Below are 24,710 nucleotides of genomic sequence, written 5' to 3' on the forward strand. Positions count from 1 at the left end.
ATATTCTAAAATTAAATATATTTTATAATTAAATATATTTTAAACAATTATCAAATTTGATAGGGGGAAAGTTATGGATAAAAATACGAGTAACAGAGGACAATGGGCATCTAATATAGGTTTTATATTGGCAGCAGCAGGTTCAGCGGTAGGTTTGGGTAATATATGGAAGTTTCCGTATTTAGCAGGTGCCAATGGAGGAGGAGCTTTTGTTGTTATTTACTTAGTTATGATTGTAATAATTGGATTTGTAATTATGCTAGGTGAGATGGCAATAGGACGCAATACTCATTTAAGTTCAGTAGGAGCATATAAAAAGTTAAGTGAAAAGTGGGCCTTTGTAGGTTTTATTGGAGTAGTTGTGGGATTTTGTATACTAGCATTTTATAGTGTTATAGGTGGCTGGGTATTAAATTATATAGGTAAGTATTTAATTGGAGGTATATCAGGAGCAGAAGCAGGAAATTATTTTAGTGGATTCATTGCAAGTACTACTCAACCTATAGTATGGCACTTAGTATTTATGGTTCTTTGTTGTGTAATAGTATTAAAAGGAATAGCTGGAGGTATCGAAAAAGCAAGTAAATTTATGATGCCAGCGCTATTTATATTATTAGTTATAATTGCTATTAGATCAGTAACTTTAGATGGAGCAATGGAAGGAATAAAGTTTTTTCTAAAACCAGATTTTTCAAAGGTTACAATTGGAACAGTTATGGCAGCTTTAGGACAAGCATTCTTTTCCTTAAGCTTAGGAATGGGGGCAATAATAACCTATGGAAGTTATTTGGGAAAGACAGAAAACTTAGAAAAGAATGCAATAATTATACCAGCTATAGATACAGCAGTGGCTCTTCTTGCTGGATTTGCAGTGTTACCAGCAGTGTTTGCCTTTGGATTTGAGCCGGGAGCTGGACCAAGTCTCATGTTCATAACGTTACCTTCAGTATTTGATTCAATGCCTTTTGGACAATTTTTTGGTATTTTATTTTTTATATTAGTTTTATTTGCAGCATTAACATCAGCCATATCATTGCTTGAAGTTGTAGTAGCCTTTGTAATTGATACTTTTAAAATAGAAAGAAAGAAGACTACTATAATAATATCAACAATTTTATTTTTTATAGGAATACCTTGTTCCTTGGCCAATGGACCAGTTATGAAAGATGTATTAATATTTGGATATAATTTCTTTGACTTTATGAGTTTCTTAGCTGAAAATCTACTTATGCCATTAGGAGGACTTCTGATGTGTATCTTTATAGGTTATGTATGGGGTGTTGATAATATCTCAGATGAGATTAGTTGCAATGGTAAATATAGATTTAGAAGTAAACCATTCTTTGTAATAATGATAAAATATATTGCACCAGTTTTAATATTCATTATATGGTTAAATGCCATAGGAGTATTACCATATATATTTAAAATATTTGGAATAACATTATAATAAATTTAAAGGAATACTACTAAACAATATTATTGTTTTGAGTATTCCTTTATTTAATGTATTATAAAATATATAAAGATATTAATCGGAGGATAGGAGTAGATTACTAATGAATATAAAAGAAGAAAAAAGGCAACTTCGTAATGAAACTATGAAACGTATTGCTGAATTATCAAAGGATTATACTTTAGAAGCGGATAAGAAAATTTATGAAAAAGTAATAAATCTCAAGGAGTATAAAGAGGCAAAGGTTATATTTTGTTTTGTAAGTACAGAAGATGAAATTAATACAAGAAATATCATAGAGAATGCATTAGGAAGTGGTAAAAGAGTTGGAGTTCCAAAATGTATAGGTAAGGGGATTATGGAGGTACATGAAATCAAGGGCTATAAATCTTTAAAGGATGGAAAGTATGGGATATTAGAACCTAAGGATGAATGTCCATTAATTAAGTCAGAAGAAATAGATTTTGCTATAATACCTTGTGTTTCTTGCAATATGGAAGGATATCGTCTAGGTTATGGAGGAGGATTTTATGATCGTTACTTAGAACATGCTACCTTTACTACAGCTGTTATATGTAGAGAAAAGATTACTTGTGATTATATTCCTTATGATGAACATGATGTGAAAATTCATAAAGTGATTACAGATAGATAAATTAAGATAATTCTATTATGAAATTTTACTAACATAAATAGCTTTTCTCCATATAATAACTATGGATAATATTTTTTAGGAGAAAGTTATGGGAAGAGGTTTTATAAAAGTAGAACTTTTTACTGCAAGAGAGGTGGTACCTGTTTCAGGCGGAAATATATTTATTTTAAAAAGTACTTCAGTAGATTTTGATAAAGGGCGTATATTAACTACAGATTCTAGTGGAATAACGAAAATATTAGAAGTAGATACGCCAGATATTGAACTATCAAAAAATAAAGATTCTAAGCAAATACCATATTCAGTATATGATTTATATGTTAGAGCTCCTGGATATAAAGATGCAGTGGTAGAAGGGGTTCAAGTTTTTCCTAATGAAGTATCAATACAACAAGTAGAAATGATACCTACTACAAAGGAAAGAGAATTCTTAGAGGAACTAGAGCATAATTATATTCCACCACATCAGTTGATAGAGGAAATGCCTAGAGTTGAGGTAGAGGAGAAAGAGCCAATATTTCAAAGTAAGGTGTTGATAAGACCATATATTCCGGAATTTATAACAGTACATTTGGGTGCACCATCATCCTATGCAGAAAATGTTACTGTAAGATTTCCAGAATATATAAAGAATGTGGCATCTAGTGAAATATATCCTACTTGGCCAGAGCATGCTATAAGAGCTAATATATATTGTCAAATTTCCTTTGCACTAAATAGAGTATATACAGAGTGGTATAGAAATAAGGGGTATAACTTTCACATAACTAACTCTACAGCCTATGATCAATACTTTATTAAGGGAAGAAATATTTTTGAGAACATTAGTAGGATTGTAGATGATATATTTAATGAATATATTACTAGAGAAGGTTATATGGAACCACTATTAGCACAATATTGTAATGGCACAACTGTAACTTGTAAGGGGTTATCACAATGGGATACTGTAAAACTTGCTACGGATGGATATGAAACTATGGAGATACTAAAAAATTACTATGGTGGTAATATTGAACTAACAAAAACTAATGATATAAGAGGTATAGAGGAATCCTATGGTGGAACTCCGTTAAAGCTTAATAGTACAGGGAGTGATGTAGAAACAATTCAAAGACAAATAAATAGAATTTCTAATAATTATCCAGCAATACCTAAAATAGAACCTGTAGATGGAGTGTTTGGATCAGAGACAGAATCATCTGTAAAGGCATTCCAAAGAATATTTAATTTATATCCAGATGGAATCGTTGGAAAATCAACTTGGTATAAAATGTCAGGAATTTATGTAGGAGTTAAAAGATTAGCAGAATTAGAGTCAGAAGGAGAAAAATTAGAAAGTACAGGAGAGTATCCTGGATATTTATTAAAGCAAGGCTCCACAGGTGATGCTGTATCCCAAATGCAATATTTCTTAAATTTTATATCTCAATATTATAAAGAAGTGCCTCCAATTAATGGAGATAGTATTTTTGGTGTAAGTACTTTAGATTCAGTAATTCAATTTCAAAAGAAATTTGAATTAGATGTAGATGGAATAGTTGGAAGGCAAACTTGGGATAAAATATACTCTGTATATAAAGATATAATTAATGGAAGTAATAAGCCAGAAGGCGATGGATATCGATATCCGGGATATATATTAAAACAAAGTTCTAGAGGAAAGGTTATAAGTAAATTACAAACCTACTTAAGTGCTATAGCAGATAAGTATCCATCTATAAAAAAGATAAATGTGGATGGGATTTTTGGAAAGGCAACAAATCAAGCAGTTATGGATTTTCAAAAGTACTTTGAATTGAATTCTGATGGTATAGTTGGGCCATTAACTTGGGAGAAGATTGTACAAGTATATCAAGATATTTAATTTATGAACAATATGATAATTAAGATAAAGCTTATTCTATGGATTAAAATTCTATAGGATAAGCTTTTAATTGTATATAATTTACAATTTATTTAATTATTTTAATTATTTTACATAGTATACTATATTTAGAAAATAAATCCTTTAGAAAGAAGGTAAAATGCTTTGAAGATTATAAAAAGAGTAAGAGCTAAGGATAAAAACTATTCAATAAAGGGTAAATCAATAATTCTAAGAACGGTATTTTTTTTTACATTATGCATTTTAACAGTATATATGTCAGCTATTTTAAAATCTTATGCACCAGAGCAGATATCACTATGGAGTTATAAGAAACTAAATAATGAATTAAAAACTCACAAAATTAATGAACAATCTAATAAAAGTTACAAGCTTATCTCTGTACCCTATATAAGTCAAGCTGGAGAATATCCAACAGGGTGTGAGGTTGTAAGTACATCTATGATACTAAAATATTATGGATATAATATATCTGTTGATAAGTTTATAGATGATTATTTAGAGAGCTCATTTTTAGAAGAAGTTAATGGAGATTTATATGGTCCTAATCCGAATGAAGCTTTTGTTGGAGACCCAAGAAGTGTATATAGTTATGGATGTTATGCCCCTGTAATTGTTAATTCATTAAATAAAATCTTAGGAAAAGAGCATTGCGTAAAAAATACCACAGGAAGTGGGTTTAATGAACTTATAGAAAATTATATAGATAAAGAAATACCTGTGTTAGTTTGGACAAGCCTTAATTTACTTCCTACTGAATCAGGTGCAGAATGGTATTTGCGAGAATCAGGGGAGAAGTTTCAGTGGATAAGTAATGAGCATTGTATGGTATTTGTAGGTTATGATAAAGATAAATATTATTTTAATGATCCCTATGAAGGTAATGGTGTAGTTGGCTATGATAAGAAGTTAGTTGAAAAAAGATTTAAGGAATTGGGAGACCAATCAATAGTTATTTTAAATAATAAGTTAATGAATAGAATATATTAACATAAACATGGAGCCTATACTTTAAGAATATTAAAGTATAGGCTCCATGTTTTATAAAAGTTAATGAATTATTTTGATAGCTACCATTCTTATTATGTGAACATATTGTAAGAATTTCTTAAGGTTTATATAAACAATTATTTAATATTTCAAGGGTAATATAGAAGTATAGCTTGAGAGAAGTCATGGTATAATTAATATGAAGTGGAGGGGAGTACAATGAATTACAATGTATTAGTAGTTGATGATGATAAAGAAATAGTAGATGCCATTGAAATATATCTCTCAAACGAAGGATTAAAAATATATAGAGCTTGTGATGGAATTGAAGCTTTAGAAACTTTAGTAGATAAGGAAATACATCTTATCTTGATGGATATAATGATGCCAAGGATGGATGGAATTAGAGCAACTCTTAAAATTAGAGAAGAAAAAAATATTCCAATAATTCTTATCTCTGCAAAGTCAGAGGACACGGATAAAATCTTAGGCTTAAATATGGGAGCAGATGATTATATAACAAAACCTTTTAATCCCTTGGAGTTAATTGCAAGGGTTAAATCACAACTTAGAAGATATGTGACCTTGGGTAATTTTAACAAAGAAGAAGAAAAGGAAGTTTTAAAAAGTGGGGGATTAGAACTAAACACTAAAAATAAGGAAGTATTTGTAGATGGTGAAAGTATAAAACTAACACCTATAGAATTTAAAATTTTAGAATTATTGCTTAAGAATAAAGGAAGAGTATTTTCCATGGAAGAAATATACGAAAGAGTTTGGAATGAAACTAGCTACAATGTAGATAATACTGTAGCTGTGCATATAAGAAGGATTAGAGAAAAAATTGAAATTAATCCAAAGGAACCAAAATATTTAAAGGTGGTGTGGGGAATTGGATACAAAATCGACAAGTGTTGATGAAAAGGATAGAGAGTATGAAGAAATGGTAAAAGACTGTAGAAGAATAAAAATAGCAAAGACTATAGCTATTATAATAACTGTAGTAATGGTCTCCATATCCCTAATTTCTTTTAAAGATATTAGAGTTAATAGTGGTATTTTTGATGAAAGAAGTCTATATGGAAGTAAATTTTTAGGAAGTGAAATCAACTCTTTTACAGAAAAGATTCTTGAAGTAATGGAACTTTATAAAACAGAAGATTATATTAAGGAAATAAAAAATTTAACCCAGGAAGAAATTCAATGGAAAAAAGAAATTATAAGAAAGAAGATTCAAGAAGAGTGTGATAATGAGCGAAGTAAGTTACATGAAAAATACACTAACAATTGGGATGAAGAGAAGGTTAACAAAGAAGAAGAAGTTATCTATAAAAGTATAGAGGAAAAGTACAATTATAGTGATGAAGAACTAAAAAAGTTAATAGTTGAAGAGAAGTTGGTGAATTACAATAGGTATATTAAGACTTTGGATAGCTATTCAAATTTAAGGTACATTGCCTATGATAAAGCTAATGACATATGGCTTACCAACTATAAACCAGGCAAGGATGCCATTGCAGAGTTAAAGAAAAGTAGTGGCTATTTTTCGGAATATCATATTTCTAGCGGAGTAGAAAACAAAAATATATTTATTAATGGAGAACTTATTAAAGATAAGGAACTAAATGAATATGGTAACTACACTGAAGGTCATGGAGCTACTGTAGTAGTTACACATAGTTATAATGAGAATGGTAATAGTTATACTAATGAAGAGAGCTTTAGAGTAAAGGGAGACTTGGATATATATGTAGCAGTCCCAAGTAAACTAGTAGCTGGAGATAGCATATATAATACCTATGAAAAATTTCTGCAAGCTAATTCTATTGTAGATACAGAAATAGGCATTTTGATAGCCTCCTTATTTGGGGTAGTAATTATGATTTTTGTCCTTAGGAAGTTTAGATATAAGCCATGCTATTCAAATAGAATAGTAGAAAAATTAAAAAATATGCCTTTAGAATTTAAGTTATTAGGTATATTAATGGGATGGATATCTTATCATATGTTTTTTACACATAATTGGAGTAATGAATATAGATATACCATCAATATTAACAATATACTGGTAGTAACACTAATTTTGATAGCTTATTACTTAATTATCAAAGCCTTACTTCAAAATTATAAGGAGAATACACTTCTTAAGGATAGTTATGGAGTAAAACTTTATAATCATTTATGTATAGCTATGGAAAAAGGTACTTTAGGAAGAAAATTAGTATTGGTTATAGGCGTATATGTAGCTATTTGTACTAGTGTATCTTTAATGTTAATGGTTGTAGTAGGAGCAGTAGGAGCAGTTATTGCCCTTGGCTTTGATATAGTTGCTACAGCAATTGTTATATATAAATTAGTAAAAGAGTTTGCTTATTTAAATAAAATAACTAATGGTGCTAAGCTTATTTCAGAAGGAAAAATTAATGATGATATATCAGAAGAGGGTAAGGGAGCATTAAGAGATCTTGCCCATAGTATAAACAATATGAAGCAAGGACTTAGAAAATCTATAGAAAATGAGAATAAAAGTGAGAAAATGAAAACAGAGCTTATTTCAAATGTATCTCATGATCTTAAAACTCCATTAACATCAATTATTAATTATGTAGATTTACTTAAAAGAATGGGCATTGAACCAGAAGAAGCAAGAGCCTATGTAGAAGTTTTAGATAGAAAATCTCAAAGATTAAAGATATTAATAGAAGACTTATTTGAGGCTTCCAAGGCTGCTAGTGGAGCTATGCAGTTAAATTTTGAAAAAATAGAGTTAAATGCTTTAATAAAGCAGACATTAGGAGAAGCAGAGAATAGAATTAAAGAAGCAAATTTAGATTTTAAAACCAATATACCATCAGAAAAGATATATATTAATGCTGATGGGAGAAAAATTTGGAGAGTATTTGAAAACCTAATTTCTAATGCTATAAAATATTCCCTAAAAAGCACTAGAGTTTATGTAGATGTAAAATCTGAAAATGGTAAGGTATATATAACAATGAAAAATATATCAGCTTATGAATTAAACTTTGATGCTAGTGAGATTACAGAAAGATTTAAAAGAGGAGAAGAATCAAGGAATACAGAAGGTTCAGGCTTAGGTTTAGCCATTGCAAAAAGCATAATAGAACTTCATGACGGAACTTTAGAAATAGGTATAGATGGGGATTTGTTTAAGGTGACTGTTGAGTTTAATATTTATGAATAATACATTCTAAAAAAATATATAAGGAGAATATACTGTTTGAAAATAGACTAAGTACTTTAGTAAGTATTTAGTCTATTTTTAAGCAGTTTTTTAATGCCATGAACTTATTGTAGCTATATGTAATATATGGTATAATATCTGGTGACTGGACGGTCAGTCATTTAAATTTAATAATAATGGGGGTACTAAAGTGTTATCAAAATTCAGTGTGAAGAAACCTATGACTGTTATAGTAGGGGTTGTATTGGTTATTATTCTTGGAATCATATCTTTTACATCAATGACTACTGATTTATTACCTAGTATAGATTTACCTTATGTAGCAGTAATAACTGCCTATCCTGGTGCGAGTCCAGAGAAAGTTGAGCTTACTGTGACAAAGCCATTAGAACAAGTTTTATCTACAACTAGTGGAGTAGAAGAAATTAATAGTATTTCTAGTGAAAACTCAAGTATGGTTATTATTCAGTTTACTCAAGGGACTAATATGGAAAGTGCTATGATTGAGATGAATGGAAATGTTGATATGGTTAAATCCCAACTTGATGATGAAGTAGGGACACCTATGCTAATAAAGATAAATCCAGATATGCTACCAATTGTAGTTGCCAGTGTAGACTTTGATGGAAAAGATATTACTGAAACATCAAAGAAAGTAACAGAGGAGATTATACCTGAATTTGAACGATTGGATGGAGTAGCATCTGTTTCTGGTACAGGGATAATTGAGGAAAGTTTACAAATCTCTCTGAAGCAAGAAAAAATAGATAAGCTTAATAATAGAATTCTTAAATCTATTGATGGAAAACTATCTCAAACTAAAGCAGAATTAGATAAAGCTGAAAAAGCTTTGCAAGATGGTAAAGTTAAGTTTAATGAAGAAAGTGATAAGCAGAAGGAAAAGTTATTGGAAGGTAGTATGAGCCTTTCTTCCGGAAAATCTCAAGTTGAACAAGGGCTAAAACTATTAATCCAAGGTCAAGAAGGATTAGAAAAAAAGCGCGATGAGATTAAAAAGGAAAAGGAAAATCTAGAGAAAGTTATAGAAGAACAAATAAAGGCAGGAGAAGAAACTTCAGCAGAAGAAAAATTAAAATTAACACAATTATCTATAACTTTGGAAGCCACTAATAAAAGTATTGAGGAGATTTTAAAGCAAAAGAAGGGATTAGAGAAGAAGTTATCAGAAATTATAGGGGGAGAAAAACAATTAGAAGCTGGAAAGGCCACCCTTAACTCTGAGTTAGCCAAGGTACAACTTCAATTAGAAGAAAGTGAAGAGGCTATTAAGAAAGGAAAAGAAGAATTTAAAATTGCAGAAGAAAATGCTTATAAAAAAGCAGGATTAGATGGAGTGATTTCTCAAAGTTCATTAAGTAGTATATTAGCAGCAGAAAACTTCTCCATGCCAGCTGGATATATTACAGAAAATAAACATGAGTATTTAGTTAAGGTAGGAGACCAATTTTCAAATGTAGATGAAATAGAAAATTTAGAATTGATAACTTTGGATATAGATGGTATTGGTACAGTAAAGCTTAAAGATGTGGCAGATATAGGATTTATAAATAATTCCCATGACATGTATGCAAAAATTAATGGTAATGATGGTATTTTACTTTCTTTCCAAAAACAAAGTACAGCTTCCACTGCTGAAGTATCCCATGATATAAATAAAACTATTAAAAAATTATTAAAAGAAAATCCAGATATGCATATAAATCAGCTTAGTGATCAAGGAATGTATATTGATATTGTAATAAATTCTGTATTAAATAACTTAATTTTAGGAGGAATTCTTGCAATAGTAATATTACTTGTTTTTTTAAGAGATATAAAACCAACATTTATAATAGCAATGAGTATACCTGTAAGTTTATTATTTGCAATAGGGCTAATGTATTTTAGTGGAGTTACTATGAATGTAATATCTTTAGCAGGACTAGCATTGGGAGTTGGTATGTTAGTAGATAATAGTATTGTAGTAATTGAAAATATATATAGATTAAGAAATGAAGGTATGTCTTCCACTAAGGCTGCCGTTTATGGTGCAGCTCAAGTTTCAGGAGCAATATTTGCATCTACTTTAACAACAATTTGTGTATTCTTACCTATTGTATTTACTCAAGGAATATCTCGACAACTATTTACTGACATGGGACTAACAATTGCGTATTCATTAATTGCTAGTTTAATTATAGCCCTAACCTTGGTGCCTACTATGTCATCTACTATGCTAACCAATACTAAAGAAAAGCCCCATAAACTTTTTGACAAAATTGTAGGTATTTATGTAAAGTTACTAGAAAAAGCCCTTAATCATAAGATTATAATTATAGGTTTAGTGGTAGTATTATTAATTTCTAGTGCTTATAGTGCTTTTTCTATGGGGACAGCATTTATGCCAGAGGTTGATAGTAATGAGATAATGGTATCAATAGAAATGCCTAAGGAAAGTACTACCATAGATGCTAGAGAAATGAGTAATAAGGTAATGGATATAATCCTTACAATACCAGATGTTAAAACAGTAGGTGCTATGCAAGGTGGCAATGGTTCTATGGGCCTTTTGGGTGGTAATGGTAGCAATAAAGCAGTATCTATGTATATAATTTTAAAAGACGAAAGAAGTAACACTAGTCAACAAGTGGCTACTAGCATAGATGAAAAGACAAAGGACTTAAATTGTGATATAACTGTAAATTCATCTAATATGGATATGTCAGCTATGGGTGGGTCAGGTATAGAAATTCTTGTTAAAGGTAATGATTTAGATAAACTTAAGGAGATAGCTACTGATTTAACAGGAATTTTAGAAAACACTGAAGGAACAATTGATATATCAAATGGCCTAAAAGATGCATCAGAAGAGACTAGAATTACAGTTGATAAAAATAAGGCACTTAAATATGGACTTACTGTAGCACAAGTATATCAACAAGTGGCTACAGCTATTAAGAATGAAACTAAATCAACTAATATTACCATTAACTCTAATGAATATCCTGTAATAGTTGTAACTGAGTCTAAGGAAGAATTAACAAGGGAAACATTGAAGGATTATACTATAAAAGCTACAGTTAATGGTGAAGAAAAGGAAGTATACCTTAAGGATATATCTACAATTTCAGAAGACCAGGCATTAGCTTCTATTAATCATAAGAATCAAGTGCGAAGTATGTCAGTTACTGCTGGTATAGACAATGATCACAATATTGGACTTGTCAGTAGAGATGTAGAAAGCAAAATTAGTTCTTATAAGTTACCTGAGGGATACACCATAGATATTACTGGAGAAAGTGAAACAATCAATGAAACCTTAGGAGATTTAATAAAAATGATTTCACTAGCTATTGTTTTAATATATTTAATAATGGTAGCTCAATTTCAGTCATTATTATCACCATTAATAGTAATGATTACTATACCTCTAGCGTTTACAGGAGGACTCTTAGCATTAGTAATAACTGGTTTCGAGATAAGTATGATTTCCATGTTAGGTTTTCTTGTATTAGCAGGAATTGTAGTTAACAATGGTATAGTTTTTGTTGATTATGTAAATCAATTAAGGTTACAGGGCGTTGATAAAAGAAGTGCTTTAATTGAAACTGGAAAGGCTCGTATTAGACCTATACTTATGACAGCATTAACTACTATTTTAGGACTCTTAACCCTTGCTATGGGAATAGGAATGGGAGCAGATATGATTCAACCAATGGCTATTGTGACCATAGGAGGATTAACCTATGCTACACTATTAACATTATTTATTGTTCCTATTATATACGACATATTGCATAGGAAGGCTTTAGTAGCAGTAGTAGAGGTTGAGGAGGGTAAAAATGTTTGATAATAACTATGGTAAAAGAGAAATAGATATATTTAATGCTGTAATAAAACTTATGAATGAAGGCGTAGACCTTCATTCAGTAAAAGCTGCTGATATTGCAGAAGCAGCTGGCATAGGGAAAGGAACCCTGTATAATTATTTCAAGTCTAAGGAAGAAATACTAGCAAAGGCTATTATATATAATATAGAAATTCAATTTAATGAAGTATTTAGCATAGTTAATAAGGCTCAGGGATTTAAAAATAAATGTTATGGTTTATTTAAATTAATAGAAGAAAATTCTAGAAACAAAAATTCAAACTTTATCTTGGCTTTATCAAGTATTGAAACAGATAAACTAAGACAATATTTAGAAGAAGGTAACCAAATTTTTATAAAGCGAAAGGAAGAAATGTCTAACGCTGTAAGAAGGTTAATGGAAGTTGGAATAGATGAGGGTATAGTTAAAGCACAAGAAAATAGAGAGTATGAATATCATGTATTTATAAGTGCTATGTTAGGCTATTCAAATTATTTTTGTTCTACATCAAACCTTGCAACTATGGATATAGAAAAGATAAAAGAAAATGCATACACTTTGATTTTAAAGTCGTTAAGTTAAAGGATTTTAATTAGGGTAGAATTATTAGCAAAGAGGATATATGTTATAATTTAAATATATTATATATAATTTGGGGAGGAAGTTAGTATGTATTTTGAAAAACCAGGAAAACAGAATACTAAAGATACATTAGAGATTGCATTAAAAACAGCTCGTAAAAGGAGTATTAAGACTATAGTAGTACCTACTAGTACAGGGAATACTATAGAGGAGCTTCTTAAGTTAGATATAGATGGAATAAACATAGTATGCGTTACACATGTTAATGGGTTTAAAGAACCCGGAGTTCAAGAAATTTCTGAAGAGAAACTGGCGTTATTTAAAAGTAGAGGAATTAAGGTTGTAACTACAACCCATGTGCTTAGTGGAGCAGAGCGTGGACTTTCACGTAAGTTTGGAGGAGTAAATCCTGTAGAAATAATTGCATACTCTCTACGTATGTTAGGTCAAGGTACTAAAGTAGCAGTGGAAATAGCAGTAATGGCTTTAGATAGTGGTGCTATAGGATATATGGAGCCCATTATAGCTTTAGGGGGAACAGGCCTAGGAGTAGATACTGCCATTATTATGCGTACGTCTCATGGTTCTAATATTTTAGATTGTAAAATAGATGAATTTATTTGTAAACCAAGTTTATAGTATAATTTTATTTAACTTATTTTAAACTCAATATTTCATTAAGGTTATAGAACTGTCTCAAAACAATTTACTAATATAAGATGTAATTTGTTTTGAGATAGTCTTTTTTTGTGTGGGTAGATTTCATAGTGGTCCTTTATTTTAAGAATAATTTATTTTCATGCTTAAAATTAGTCTAAAGTGCAGAAGCTAAAGTAAAATAATTTATGTTTTATATCAAGGAGGACATTATGAAACTTAAAAGAATGATTTCTATGTTATTAATAATTATAAGTATAATGAATTTTACTGGGTGCGGTAATTTAAAAGGTCCTAAAAATGATGAAGGGCAAATATCTACTACGGCTGGAGGAAATATAATTGTTCCAGTAACAGAGAAACCAGAAATAGTAAACCCTGCATTTACCAATGTAGGAGAGGTTCAGCTAGTGTCTAATATAATTTATTCTCCACTTTTTTCTTATGGAGAGGGAGATGTTAGAACTTACCTAGCAGAGTCCGTTGACTTTAAGGATAATATGGAGATAACTATTAAATTAAAGGAAAATCTAAAATGGCATGATGGTAAACCTATAAATGCAGATGATTTGGAGTATACAATAAACCTGATTTTAGATGAGAATCAGGATTCACCCTTAAGAGAGTATTTAATTATAGATGAAAAGCCTATAAAAGCAGAAAAATTAGATGAATTAACTATTAAAATAACCCTTCCAGTTGAGAACTCAATGTTTTTATATAATCTTTCCAAGGTGGTTCCTATTCCTAAGCATATTTATGAAAATGAAGGTATAGTTGCCACCTCAGAGAGAAATAAGACACCTATAGGATCTGGTCCCTTTAAATTTAAAGAATGGACTAAAGAAGATAGTATGGTTTTAGAAAAATATGATGATTATTATTCAGGAAGTCCTAAGGCTGATTTCATAACAATAAAAGTATTTTCATCAGAAGAACCTGCAGAGGAGGCTTTTAATAAGGGAGAGCTAACCATAGTTAAAGCAAGCCCAGAATTATATGATAAAGCCTATAAGGGAGAAGAATTGCAATCTTATACCTTTAGCCAAGGAAGATTAAACTATATAGTTTTTAATCAAAATGTTAGTTCAATGCAAAATATAGTATTTAGAAAAGCACTATCCTATGCTTTAGATAGAAAAGGAATGATAGTTTCAGCCTATGGAGAATCAGGTGCAGAGAAGGTAGAAGAAGGGAATTCAATTTTAATTAAAGAGGCAGAACTATACATAGAAGATGAGGTAGAAGTATATAATCATGATATAGAAAAGTCTAAAGCATTAATAGAAGAAAGCGGAGTTGCTATAAATAACCTTAAGTTAGCATATAATACAGAAGCTTTTGCTCATAAGGAGTATGCAGAAATTGTACAGAAACAATTGAAAGACATAGATATAGAGGTTGACATAGTACCTTATGAAAATGCAGATTTTTATAACAAGTTATATAGTAAAGATGATGAATGTGCTTTATACATTAGTGGATATTCTTTAGGATTAGCTCCAGAAGATTATAGAAAGATGTTTGAAACAGGCTCTTACTATAATCAAACAGGATATACTAACTTTAAAGTAGATAATTTATGGAAGGTAGGGGCAGAAGAGGTAGATGCAGATAGAAGAAAAGCAATTTATCGAGATATACAACGTCAGATTGCATCAGATGCAGCAATTTATGCTATAGATTATGAACAAAACCTTATGGTAGCACAAAAAAACCTAGATGGAGTACCAGAAGCTAAACCTACAGCTAATATACTTTTTGAAGATTGGTCAAAGTTACATTTAAATAATAAATAGACTACATGTAATTTAAGCGCTGAAACTTACCTAATAGTTATAAGAAAGATTACTTTCACCAATGTAAGGAAATTTCAGCGCTGATTCAATTTTGAATATTTTAAAACTCATTTATAAACCAATAGGATACATTTAAATACCACCATACTTTTTAATAAGAAAGTCTATTTTTTCTGGATCTATAGGCCATCCAAGTTCTCTAGTAACATCCAGCATAGCATGGATATTATCCATAGGAGTTTCAACAGGAAGTCCACATCCAGACATTACCGAATAGCCTTTACGACTATCATAACCATCCCTTATACATATTAATGTAGCTACCTTAACTTCATTAGGAGTACCGCTATACATTACAGTAGAAGGATCTACATTTCCCATGATTTTTATTTGGTTTCCTATAGTTTCTTTACACTTTGATAGGCTTACTACATTATCTACGCTAAATGCACTGAAGCCTAAGTCTACTATATCTTGCCAAATAGGATCTGTTTTTCCACAAATATGAACAGAAGGAGTTGAACCTTTATCCTTTATGAAGTTAACTAATTGTTCCATATATGGCGTACAGTATTTTCTGAAATGAGTAGGGCTAATAACAGTGGAAGATGCCATAGGTTCACAGATGCTAATTCCAACGCCTTGTTTTAGAGATTCTTTCACAAAAGAAATACAACTATCAAGAGAAATTTTGCATAGTTTATGAACGGCTTCAGGATTTCTTATCATGAGTTTGGTCATTTCTTGAACACCAATTAAGAAACATGCATTAGTGAATGGTCCTACTATTGCTGCACTACAAGGAACTTCAGAACCTATAGCATCTTTTACGATTTTCATAGCTTCTATATGAATAGGAAGCCTTCCATCCTTTAATGGATTTACAGGGGTAAGTTTACTTAGTTCATCTATAGATTTAATTGCTGGTTCAAGTAGGTCTACAGTATTATCCTCTGGATATTTCATTTTTGCACCCATGGCTTCTGAAATGATAAATAAATCTGTAAATATTTTAGCACCATCTCCACCAAATCTTTTGTGGGTTTCTATAACTGCATGGGATAGAGCTTTACTACTATGATTAAACTCAGAAATTTTTAATCCTGCTACCCTTGCGATACCGTTGGAAAGATTTGGATTGCATTGTATTCTATCGATAGTGTTTCCTTGAGAAATTGCTATAGCCCTTTCCATAGGAGTCATTTTATCTTTAAACATTAGCTACATTCCTCCTTGAAACAAGGTCTTTGGCTAAACGAGCAGCCTTTGAAGCCTCTACTTCATAACCATCTGCCCCTATTTTATCTGCAAAGCTTTGAGAGATGGGTCCACCACCTATCATGACTACAACATCATCTCTAAGTCCAGCATCATTTAACATATCAATAACTACCTTCATATTATCCATAGTTGTAGTCATTAAAGTAGACATTCCAACTAATGTAGCTTTTGTTTCTTTTACTTTATTTATGAATTCCATAGGAGGAACATCTCTTCCTAGGTCATATACTTCAAAACCACAGGTTTCAAGCATAATTTTGAATAAATTTTTACCTATGTCATGGGTATCGCCCTCTACTACACCCACAACAGCCTTATGTTTTATCTCATTAGAAGCAAATTTTAGATGAGGTCTAAACTTATCCATACCTGCATACATAGCATCAGAACACATAAGTAGCTCAGGAATATAATACTCCTCTTCCTCATATAAAATTCCTGCCTTATCCATTCCTACAGCTAAACCAGAAGCTATTCCATCATAGGCATCATATCCTAGATTTAGGTATTCGTCAGCTTTAGCTCTTACTAAATCTTCATCCATATCAAGGACGCTGTTACATAGAGCATCTAAAAGTAAATTTTTCTTTTCGTCCATTTTCACACACACCTTTTTGTTTTATTGTAGGTTTCTATAAATTCATAAAAAAATAAATTTATATCCAAGTATATAATAATATTTTTTTTAGAATAATTTAGCATTATTTGAAATAACTATTAGTTAAATTTATTTATTTAAAGTTCTAACTAAAAATAATGAAGAATTATCAAAATATATTGACAAAAATTCTAAAAAGGCATATTATATAGAAAATATATATTTATAATTCTTTGAAAGGAAGAGTAAATATTACTAAGTATGTAAAGCGAGTAGAGGATGGTGGAAGCTCTATGAGAAAAGTAGTATTGAAAGACATCCTGGAGATATTTACCTGAAATGAAAAGTAGGGTAGATCGGATTCCTCCGTTAAAGGGATTGAGATGATAAAGTAAATAATACTTAATCAAATTAGGATGGTACCGTGAATATTGCTTTCGCTCCTATTGGAGTGAAGGTTTTTTTATTTTAATGAAATAGAGCTCATTTCATTAATGTAAGTTTTCTTAGAATACCGGTATAAGGCATCTTCAAATGTCTTAAGAAAATTAATCTATCCTAATATATAATAATTTCTAGTGTGTATAACTCTAAGAATTTATTAGTATTTAATTACTATATCAGCAAGGGTGGTACCGCATATTTTGCCCCTTGAGCCGTTGGCTTAAGGGGTTTTTAAAATGTTTAAATTTAGGAGGTATAACAATGAAAAGAGTATTAGTAAATAATTTAATTGATCATATGAATGAAAAAGTAAAAATATCAGGATGGATTTATCGCATAAGAAAGTTGAAGTCTATTACTTTTATAGTATTAAGAGATAGAACAGGTCTAGTGCAATGTGTAGCTGAAAATTCTATTGCTGAAAAAATGGATTTAAAAACAGAATCTGTAGTTTCTATTAAAGGTATAGTTAAAGAGGGAAAAAATAAATTAAATAACTTTGAGATTGAAATTGAAAGTATTGAAGTTATTAATTCTACAATAGGGGAACTTCCTATAGAAGTTAATAATAAAGATCTAAACATTAATTTAGACACTATGTTAAATAATAGAGTATTAAGTTTGAGACATGAAAAGATAAGTTCAGTATTTGGTATTCAAAATATACTAGTTCAGGGATTTAGAGAATTTTTAACTAAGGAAGAGTTTACAGAAATTTTCACACCCAAATTAGTATCTGAGGGAGCAGAAGGAGGAACAGAGGTATTTAAGGTTAGATATTTTGAAAGAGAAGCTTATCTAGCTCAAAGTCCTCAGTTTTATAAACAGATGATGGTAGGTGCAGGTTTTGAAAGAGTTTTTGAGATAGCTCATGTATATAGAGCAGAACAGCATAATACCAATAGGCATTTAAATGAATATATAAGTATGGATTTTGAAATGGGATTTATTGAAGATGAAAGAGAAGTTATGGACATGGAAGAAAGACTATTAAAGTATATTTTAAGTAAGGTTAAAGAAGAGGGAAATAAATACTTAGACATACTAGAAGTTAAAATTCCAGAGATCCGGGGAGAAATACCTAGAATGAAGTTGAAGGATGCCTTGGACATACTAGAAAAAGAGTACGGCAAAGAGAACTTAGATGGAGACCTTGATCCAGAGGGTGAAAAACTTATTTATAGATATGCCAAGGAAAGGTTAAACTCAGATTTCATATTTTTAACCCATTACCCAAGGAAAAAGAGACCAATGTACACCATGCCTTGTGGAGAACTAGAGACTTACAGCTTTGACTTATTATTTAGAGGAGTTGAAATAACTACTGGAGGACAAAGAATTCATAATTATAATGAGCTAATAAAAAATATAGAATATAAAGGTCTTAACCCGGAGAATTACAGTAGCTATACCTGTGTATTTAAACAAGGTATGCCAACCCATGGAGGGCTTGCCATAGGATTAGAAAGGTTAACTGCTCAGTTATTAGGATTAGAAAATGTAAGAGAAGCATCACTAATTCCTAGGGACAGAACTAGACTTACACCATAAGTGACCTTAGGAGCAAAGTGAGAAAATAAAATTTTATAATTTAGATAAGTGCAAAAATATCTAAGATAATGTGAATGAATTTATAGATAAACTTCTTCTATTTAAAATTTAAATAGAAGAAGTTTATCTATTGTTAAATCAAATTAAAATAAAATGAAAAAATGTTTACATACTATATAAAAGGTGCTAAGCTACAAGTGGAAAATTGTAAAATAATTAATATAAGGGAGGATGAAACATGAAAAAGTCTATAAAAGTAATGTTAACAGCAGTAGCTTTAACACTATCAATGACAGCATTGACAGCATGTGGAACTAAAGATAAAGCTAAAGACAATGAAGGTTCAAGCTCAGAAGTTAAAACTATATCTACTGAAGAGTTAGCAAAAAATATTAAAGATGATAAGTGGATAGTTGTTGATACAAGAGCAAATGATGCATATAATGGTTGGAAATTAGAAGGTGTTGAAAGAGGCGGTCATATTGAGGGTGCTGTAGATTTTTCAGCAGATTGGCTAAATGCAGATACAGAAAAGAAAGAAGAAAGTTTAGCTAAAGATTTAGAAGCAAGAGGAATATCAGCTGATAAAAATGTTATTCTTTATGATGCAAATGGAGAAGATGCAAAAGAAGTAGCTGATTATTTATCTAAAAAGGGATTTAAAAATTTATATACATATGATGTTAAGGAATGGGCTAAGGATGAAAATAATGCTATGGTAGCTTATCCTAATTATGAAATGTTAGTTCCAGCATCATGGGTTAAAGATTTAATAGACGGAAAAAAACCAGAAACCTATGAGGGAAAAGAATTTAAAGTATTTGAAGTTTCATGGGGAGAAGAAAAAGATTCTCCAGATTATTTAAAAGGGCATATTCCAGGAGCTGTACATATTAATACAGATGAATTAGAAGAAGGACCGCTATGGAATCGTCTTTCAGATGATAAGCTTATAGAATTTGCTAAAGCAAATGGTGTAACTACAGATACAACGGTTGTACTATATGGTGGAGATACTTGTGCAGCTTCAAGAGCAGCAGTTATATTTAAGTATTTAGGAGTAAAAGATGTTAGATTATTAAATGGTGGAACTAGCAAATGGACAAATGCTGGATATGAGGTAGAAACTAAATCTAATCCTAAGGTTGCAGTAGAATCTTTTGGTGCAGATGCTCCGTTAAAAAAGGATTATATTGTTGATTATGATAAAGCACTTACAGCAGTAGATAAACCAGAAGAAAACACATTGGTAGATATTAGAAGTTGGGAAGAGTATATAGGAAAAACTTCAGGATATAGTTATATTAAACCAACAGGACGTCCTGTATGTTCGCTATGGGGTCATGGTGGTAGTGATAGCGCTAGTATGGAAGACTTCAGAAATGAAGACAATACCATGGTTAGTGGGGATCAAATTCTTAAGATGTGGAAAGAATATGGTATTACAACAGATAAAAACTTAATGTTCTTCTGTGGAACAGGTTGGAGAGCAGCTGAAGTTCTATGGTATGCTGATGTAATGGGAATTGAAAATATATCTCTTTATGATGGTGGATGGAATGAATGGAGTGGAAACACTGGAACTAAAGCAGGTCCAGTAGCAACTGGAGAACCGCAAAAATAGATATGAAGTTAGGTAATTGATATGATTATGAAAAGTATTTTAAAGTGGTTAGGTACTATCATTCAAATTTCACTAGTTATATTCACAGCAGTGATATATACTTTATCCAATAAGAAAATGGGATTGGTTAGACACTTTACTTATCAAAATTATAAATGGGATGATATAAATTTAAGGTTATATTTCATTTGTATCTTAAGTTTATTAATAATTGCATTTATAATTTCATCCTATGTTAAGTATAAAAAATCAGTTAAATTTAGAAAGACTATTTATTTTAAAATAAATATTATGTTTATAGCATTAAGTATTATATCAACAGTTTTTGCTATAATATCTAGTACAGATAAACTACTAACATACTATGTTTTTGTATTAGCAGCTATATTTATTTTAATAATAGAATTATTAAAAATTAGTTTTCTTCAAATGAAGAAATAAAATTAACTAATAGTAATTTTAATATAAGTTTAAAGTCCAGGATGTTGTTATACATCCTGGACTTTTTTAAAAAATATATTAATTTAATAGTTGCATATCCTTACTTCACAGCTTGAAGTGCAGCTTCATAGTTAGGTTCATCAGTGACTTCACTGCAATATTCTACATAGGTAATTGTGTTATCTTCATCTAATACAAAAACAGCTCTAGTAAGTAATCCTAGTTCATTGATGTATACTCCATATCTATCACCAAATTCTCTAGTTTTATAATCGGAAAGAGTGATTACATTTTTAATTCCGGCAGCTCCACACCATCTACCTTGAGCAAAAGGTAAATCCATTGATATGGTGTATATAGTAACATTATTAAGTTTAGAAGCTTCTTCATTGAATTTTCTAACTTCAATATCACATACACCTGTATCTATAGATGGAACAACTACAAAGATTCTTTTTCCTTTAGTATCTTGTAAAGTAACAGGTTGTAGTTCATTATTAATTAAAGTAAAGTCAGGAGCCTTATCTCCTACTCTTAGTTGAATTCCTTTTAAAGTAATTGGATTGCCTTGAAATGTAATTTCCAAGCATATCATCTCCTTTTAAATTTATATTCCATAGATATAATATGCTCAAATATACTATTTATTATAAGGTTTTATAACAATATTTAAATAGTAAACAATATTATAAAACTGCCTTTACAGCTATAATAATTAAAATAATTCCGCCTAATATTTCAGCTTTTTTACCAAGTAAATCTCCACATTTCTTTCCTATGAAGATGGCAATAAAACTACAAATAAATGTGGTTATACCGATGATACAAATAGCTGGAAGAATAGCAATATTCATAGCGCTAAAGCCAATACCTACTGCAAAAGCATCTATACTAGTAGCTATTCCTTGAAAAAATAAAAGCTTGTAGGTAAGGGGTACAACTTTATTTTCATCTTCTTCTTTATCTGGAAATATGCCTTCTTTTAACATATTTGCCCCTATAAATCCTAATATGATTAAAACTAAAATACCAGAATATTTACTTAAAATTTCTGAGAACATTCCTCCTGCATAATAACCTAGAAAAGGCATTGCCCCTTGAAAGGAGCCGAAGAATAAAGGCATAGCTATAATTTTTGTTTTAGTAGCATCCTTGTACACCATACCATTAGTCATAGATACTGCGGCAGCATCCATACTAAGACATAATCCTATCATTATAATTTCAATAGTACTCATTAAAAAACTCCTTAATCTTATTTTATTAAACTTTAAGTTATCCTCCTCATACATAATAAAAGACCCATGTATAGCAAAGTTTAAAGTATCTCTTTTATTAGAGACATCTTAATTAAGCTATACATGAGTCTTGTTCTTTAAGGCAAGCCAGATTAAAAAATTAATCATTATGTTGACTTGTCACGTATAAAAGCATTATACGCAAACTACTCCCCCACGATACATTATTTTACTATTATATTATAAAACCATGAATAAGTAAATATAATTTACACTTTTATATAAGTTTGATATAAGTAGAAATATTGGATATAATATACATGTAATATAACATGTAGTAACAGTGAAGAGCAACAATATAATTTAAACATAAAATTAAACTGAAAAAGATATTATAAAATAGCTTATCTATATATGGAGAATTTAACTATGAAACTATATAAATATTCATATATAAAACTATTTACCTATAAAACTATGTACCTATATAACTATATAAATAGTTAACTATTTGTTCTGTTCATGCGGGTTTCGAGGATTTGCTGTTTTAATATTAGATTTAAACTTATGTTAGATATATAAGAAATTGATATAGGTACAGTGATGATTTTAAAGTGTAAAAAGTAAGGAGTAATAATGTGGTTGAAGATAAATTTTTAAGCAAAATAAGTAAGTATAATGATGATATTGCTAAATATAAAAAAGAATTTGATAGAATCGGATATTTAAGATTAATAGTAATGATACTAGCCTTGTATTTCACCTATATAGGAATAAAGGGAGAAATGACAAATAGGGTTTTATTTCTTTCTATAGTTTTTTATGGGAGTTTTATATTTTTAGTAATATATCATAGAAAAGTAAAAAGTAAATTAAAACTGGCTGAGGATATGATTGAAATAAATAATAGATACCTTCAAAGAATTTCTGGGCAGTGGATAAACTTTCAAGATTTAGGAGAAGAGTTTGTAAATAAGGAGCACAGATATGCATCTGATTTAGATATTGTGGGTAGTGAATCTTTATTTCAACTAATAAATATAACTAATACTTGGCATGGAAGAAAATCTTTAGCTAACTCTTTATTAGAACCTAGGTTTCATTATAATGAAATACTATTAAGACAAGATGCTATAAAAGAGTTATTTGATGACTTGGATTTTTGTGAGGAAATGGAGTATATAGGTAGAAATAGTAGGAATAGATTAAAAAATCCTGAAAAATTAATAAAATATGTAGAAGATAAAGGTGTCCTTATAAAATCGAAATTAATTAAAAAGATTATATATTTAATGCCCTTAGTTACAATACCAATTACTTTAATAATACTTATATTTAAAATGAATAATTTTAATTGGTTAATGTATTTGCTTTTAATTGTGCAAACAATTATATGGACAATATCTACTTTAAAATTAAATTTAGTTCTAGAAGTAGTTAATTATTTTAGAGGAAACCTAGAAGAGTATTTAAACATTTTAAAGTTAATAGAGAAAAAAGATTTTAAATCTAAAAAGTTAAAGAATATAAAAGAAAATTTATTTAAAGATAAAGATTCATCAATTAAAGCTATAAAAAGACTTTCTAATATATCAGAAAGAGTGAATATGAGAAATAATGGATTGTTATATTTAGCTTTAAACATACTATTTCTTTGGGATTATCAATGTGTATTTTCTCTTGAGGATTGGAAGGTTGAAAATGGTGATAAAATAGAAAGTTGGCTTTCTAATATTGGGGTTATAGAAGAACTTATGAGTCTTGCTGTGTTAATTCATATAGATGAAAATGTAACATTACCAACAATAAATCCTAGGGGTGTTAAAATAGAGGCACAAGACCTTGGTCATCCTTTAATAAATAGAGATGTACGAGTTAATAATGATTTAAGTATGAAGGAAAATATATTTATAATTACAGGATCAAATATGTCTGGTAAAACTACATTTTTAAGAACTATAGGTATAAATTTAGTTTTAGCCTATGTAGGTGCACCAGTATTTAGTAAGAAAATGGAGTGTAGCTTATTAGAGATATATACATCTATGAGGATAACAGATGATTTAAAAAATGGAATTTCAACTTTTTATGGAGAATTAATTAGAATAAAGGAAATTATTGAAGGTGCAAAGAATAATAAAAATATGATTTTTCTTATTGATGAAATTTTTAGAGGAACTAATTCTAAAGATAGGATTACTGGAGCTGAAGCTGTAATTAAAAATTTAAGTAAAGCTGGAGTTATAGGGGCTTTAACTACTCATGATTTAGAATTATGTAGTCTTTCAGAGCATAGTGGAATAAAAAATTATCATTTTTCCGAGTATTATAAAGAAAATAAAATATATTTTGATTACAAACTAAAAGTAGGTAAATCTAATACTACAAATGCTAAATATTTAATGAGAATTGTAGGAATTGAAATTTAATTT

The 24,710-nt window shown here is 29.8% G+C and carries 18 protein-coding genes and 1 other annotated feature; of the genes, 14 read left to right on the forward strand and 4 right to left on the reverse strand.

From position 1 onward, the window contains the following. Positions 1 to 73: 73 nt before the first annotated feature. From IO99_RS08220 to IO99_RS08265, 10 genes are all read left to right on the forward strand, one after another. Positions 74 to 1,450, forward strand: a complete 1,377-nt coding sequence (locus IO99_RS08220; protein ID WP_035132299.1) for a sodium-dependent transporter — start codon at positions 74 to 76, stop codon at positions 1,448 to 1,450. A 109-nt stretch (positions 1,451 to 1,559) separates the two neighbouring features. Next, complete coding sequence (locus IO99_RS08225) at positions 1,560 to 2,111, forward strand: 5-formyltetrahydrofolate cyclo-ligase (protein ID WP_035132300.1); 552 nt, start codon at positions 1,560 to 1,562, stop codon at positions 2,109 to 2,111. 88 nt (positions 2,112 to 2,199) lie between these two features. Beyond that, the gene (locus IO99_RS08230; RefSeq protein ID WP_035132301.1) at positions 2,200 to 3,978 is read left to right on the forward strand and encodes a peptidoglycan-binding protein; all 1,779 of its coding nucleotides are present in this window, start codon (positions 2,200 to 2,202) and stop codon (positions 3,976 to 3,978) included. Between the two features lie 165 nt (positions 3,979 to 4,143). Continuing rightward, complete coding sequence (locus IO99_RS08235) at positions 4,144 to 4,989, forward strand: C39 family peptidase (RefSeq protein WP_051824006.1); 846 nt, start codon at positions 4,144 to 4,146, stop codon at positions 4,987 to 4,989. 219 nt (positions 4,990 to 5,208) lie between these two features. Next, on the forward strand, positions 5,209 to 5,907 hold the full coding sequence (locus IO99_RS08240; RefSeq protein WP_035132303.1) for a response regulator transcription factor: 699 nt from the start codon (positions 5,209 to 5,211) through the stop codon (positions 5,905 to 5,907). Continuing rightward, positions 5,882 to 8,194: a HAMP domain-containing sensor histidine kinase gene (locus IO99_RS18375; RefSeq protein WP_051824007.1), complete on the forward strand. Its 2,313-nt coding sequence runs from the start codon at positions 5,882 to 5,884 to the stop codon at positions 8,192 to 8,194. The genes IO99_RS08240 and IO99_RS18375 overlap by 26 nt, the downstream gene beginning before the upstream one ends. A 190-nt stretch (positions 8,195 to 8,384) precedes the next feature. After that, positions 8,385 to 12,044: an efflux RND transporter permease subunit gene (locus IO99_RS08250; protein ID WP_035132305.1), complete on the forward strand. Its 3,660-nt coding sequence runs from the start codon at positions 8,385 to 8,387 to the stop codon at positions 12,042 to 12,044. Further along, on the forward strand, positions 12,037 to 12,645 hold the full coding sequence (locus tag IO99_RS08255) for a TetR/AcrR family transcriptional regulator (RefSeq protein ID WP_035132307.1): 609 nt from the start codon (positions 12,037 to 12,039) through the stop codon (positions 12,643 to 12,645). The genes IO99_RS08250 and IO99_RS08255 overlap by 8 nt, the downstream gene beginning before the upstream one ends. An 87-nt stretch (positions 12,646 to 12,732) precedes the next feature. Continuing rightward, positions 12,733 to 13,284 (forward strand): pyruvate kinase alpha/beta domain-containing protein, encoded by a 552-nt coding sequence (locus IO99_RS08260; protein WP_035132316.1) that lies wholly within the window; start codon positions 12,733 to 12,735, stop codon positions 13,282 to 13,284. A 230-nt stretch (positions 13,285 to 13,514) separates the two neighbouring features. Continuing rightward, positions 13,515 to 15,101 carry an ABC transporter substrate-binding protein gene (locus IO99_RS08265; RefSeq protein ID WP_035132318.1) on the forward strand — a complete coding sequence of 529 codons (1,587 nt, stop codon included), beginning with the start codon at positions 13,515 to 13,517 and terminating at the stop codon, positions 15,099 to 15,101. Positions 15,102 to 15,233: 132 nt separating this feature from the next. Here the strand turns inward: IO99_RS08265 and IO99_RS08270 are convergent, their stop codons facing one another. After that, entirely contained in the window at positions 15,234 to 16,319 is a 1,086-nt protein-coding gene (locus IO99_RS08270; protein ID WP_035132320.1) for a uroporphyrinogen decarboxylase family protein, read from the reverse strand. Further along, positions 16,312 to 16,980, reverse strand: coding sequence for a corrinoid protein (locus tag IO99_RS08275; protein WP_035132322.1), 669 nt, complete (start codon positions 16,978 to 16,980; stop codon positions 16,312 to 16,314). The genes IO99_RS08270 and IO99_RS08275 overlap by 8 nt, the downstream gene beginning before the upstream one ends. A gap of 224 nt (positions 16,981 to 17,204) precedes the next feature. Further along, positions 17,205 to 17,428: a binding site (T-box leader), on the forward strand. Positions 17,429 to 17,685: 257 nt separating this feature from the next. On the opposite strand from IO99_RS08275, the gene aspS reads away from it, so the two are divergent. From aspS to IO99_RS08290, 3 genes are all read left to right on the forward strand, one after another. Further along, the gene (gene aspS, locus IO99_RS08280) at positions 17,686 to 18,975 is read left to right on the forward strand and encodes an aspartate--tRNA(Asn) ligase (RefSeq protein ID WP_035132323.1); all 1,290 of its coding nucleotides are present in this window, start codon (positions 17,686 to 17,688) and stop codon (positions 18,973 to 18,975) included. A 238-nt stretch (positions 18,976 to 19,213) separates the two neighbouring features. Continuing rightward, positions 19,214 to 20,599, forward strand: a complete 1,386-nt coding sequence (locus IO99_RS08285; RefSeq protein ID WP_035132325.1) for a rhodanese-like domain-containing protein — start codon at positions 19,214 to 19,216, stop codon at positions 20,597 to 20,599. A 27-nt stretch (positions 20,600 to 20,626) separates the two neighbouring features. Then, on the forward strand, positions 20,627 to 21,040 hold the full coding sequence (locus tag IO99_RS08290; RefSeq protein WP_156964318.1) for a hypothetical protein: 414 nt from the start codon (positions 20,627 to 20,629) through the stop codon (positions 21,038 to 21,040). Positions 21,041 to 21,140: 100 nt separating this feature from the next. Here the strand turns inward: IO99_RS08290 and tpx are convergent, their stop codons facing one another. Then, positions 21,141 to 21,626, reverse strand: coding sequence for a thiol peroxidase (tpx, locus tag IO99_RS08295; RefSeq protein ID WP_035132329.1), 486 nt, complete (start codon positions 21,624 to 21,626; stop codon positions 21,141 to 21,143). 100 nt (positions 21,627 to 21,726) lie between these two features. Further along, a complete protein-coding gene (locus IO99_RS08300) occupies positions 21,727 to 22,278 on the reverse strand; it encodes a manganese efflux pump MntP (protein WP_035132330.1) in 552 nt (183 codons plus the stop codon). 638 nt (positions 22,279 to 22,916) lie between these two features. Here IO99_RS08300 and IO99_RS08305 point away from each other — a divergent pair. After that, on the forward strand, positions 22,917 to 24,707 hold the full coding sequence (locus IO99_RS08305; RefSeq protein WP_035132332.1) for a MutS-related protein: 1,791 nt from the start codon (positions 22,917 to 22,919) through the stop codon (positions 24,705 to 24,707). Positions 24,708 to 24,710: the final 3 nt, after the last annotated feature.

The sequence above is a fragment of the Clostridium sulfidigenes genome, from assembly GCF_000732635.1.
GTDB lineage: Bacteria > Bacillota > Clostridia > Clostridiales > Clostridiaceae > Clostridium_J > Clostridium_J sulfidigenes.

Bases quoted from the DNA above. Each gene is read 5' to 3' on its own strand.
- IO99_RS08260 (WP_035132316.1), top strand. From the start codon at position 12,733: ATGTATTTTGAAAAACCAGGAAAACAGAATACTAAAGATACATTAGAG.
- IO99_RS08255 (WP_035132307.1), top strand. From the start codon at position 12,037: ATGTTTGATAATAACTATGGTAAAAGAGAAATAGATATATTTAATGCT.
- aspS (WP_035132323.1), top strand. From the start codon at position 17,686: ATGAAAAGAGTATTAGTAAATAATTTAATTGATCATATGAATGAAAAA.
- IO99_RS08225 (WP_035132300.1), top strand. From the start codon at position 1,560: ATGAATATAAAAGAAGAAAAAAGGCAACTTCGTAATGAAACTATGAAA.
- IO99_RS08285 (WP_035132325.1), top strand. From the start codon at position 19,214: ATGAAAAAGTCTATAAAAGTAATGTTAACAGCAGTAGCTTTAACACTA.
- IO99_RS08275 (WP_035132322.1), bottom strand. From the start codon at position 16,980: ATGGACGAAAAGAAAAATTTACTTTTAGATGCTCTATGTAACAGCGTC.
- IO99_RS08290 (WP_156964318.1), top strand. From the start codon at position 20,627: ATGAAAAGTATTTTAAAGTGGTTAGGTACTATCATTCAAATTTCACTA.
- IO99_RS08265 (WP_035132318.1), top strand. From the start codon at position 13,515: ATGAAACTTAAAAGAATGATTTCTATGTTATTAATAATTATAAGTATA.
- IO99_RS08230 (WP_035132301.1), top strand. From the start codon at position 2,200: ATGGGAAGAGGTTTTATAAAAGTAGAACTTTTTACTGCAAGAGAGGTG.
- IO99_RS08270 (WP_035132320.1), bottom strand. From the start codon at position 16,319: ATGTTTAAAGATAAAATGACTCCTATGGAAAGGGCTATAGCAATTTCT.
- IO99_RS08220 (WP_035132299.1), top strand. From the start codon at position 74: ATGGATAAAAATACGAGTAACAGAGGACAATGGGCATCTAATATAGGT.
- IO99_RS08300 (WP_035132330.1), bottom strand. From the start codon at position 22,278: ATGAGTACTATTGAAATTATAATGATAGGATTATGTCTTAGTATGGAT.
- IO99_RS08240 (WP_035132303.1), top strand. From the start codon at position 5,209: ATGAATTACAATGTATTAGTAGTTGATGATGATAAAGAAATAGTAGAT.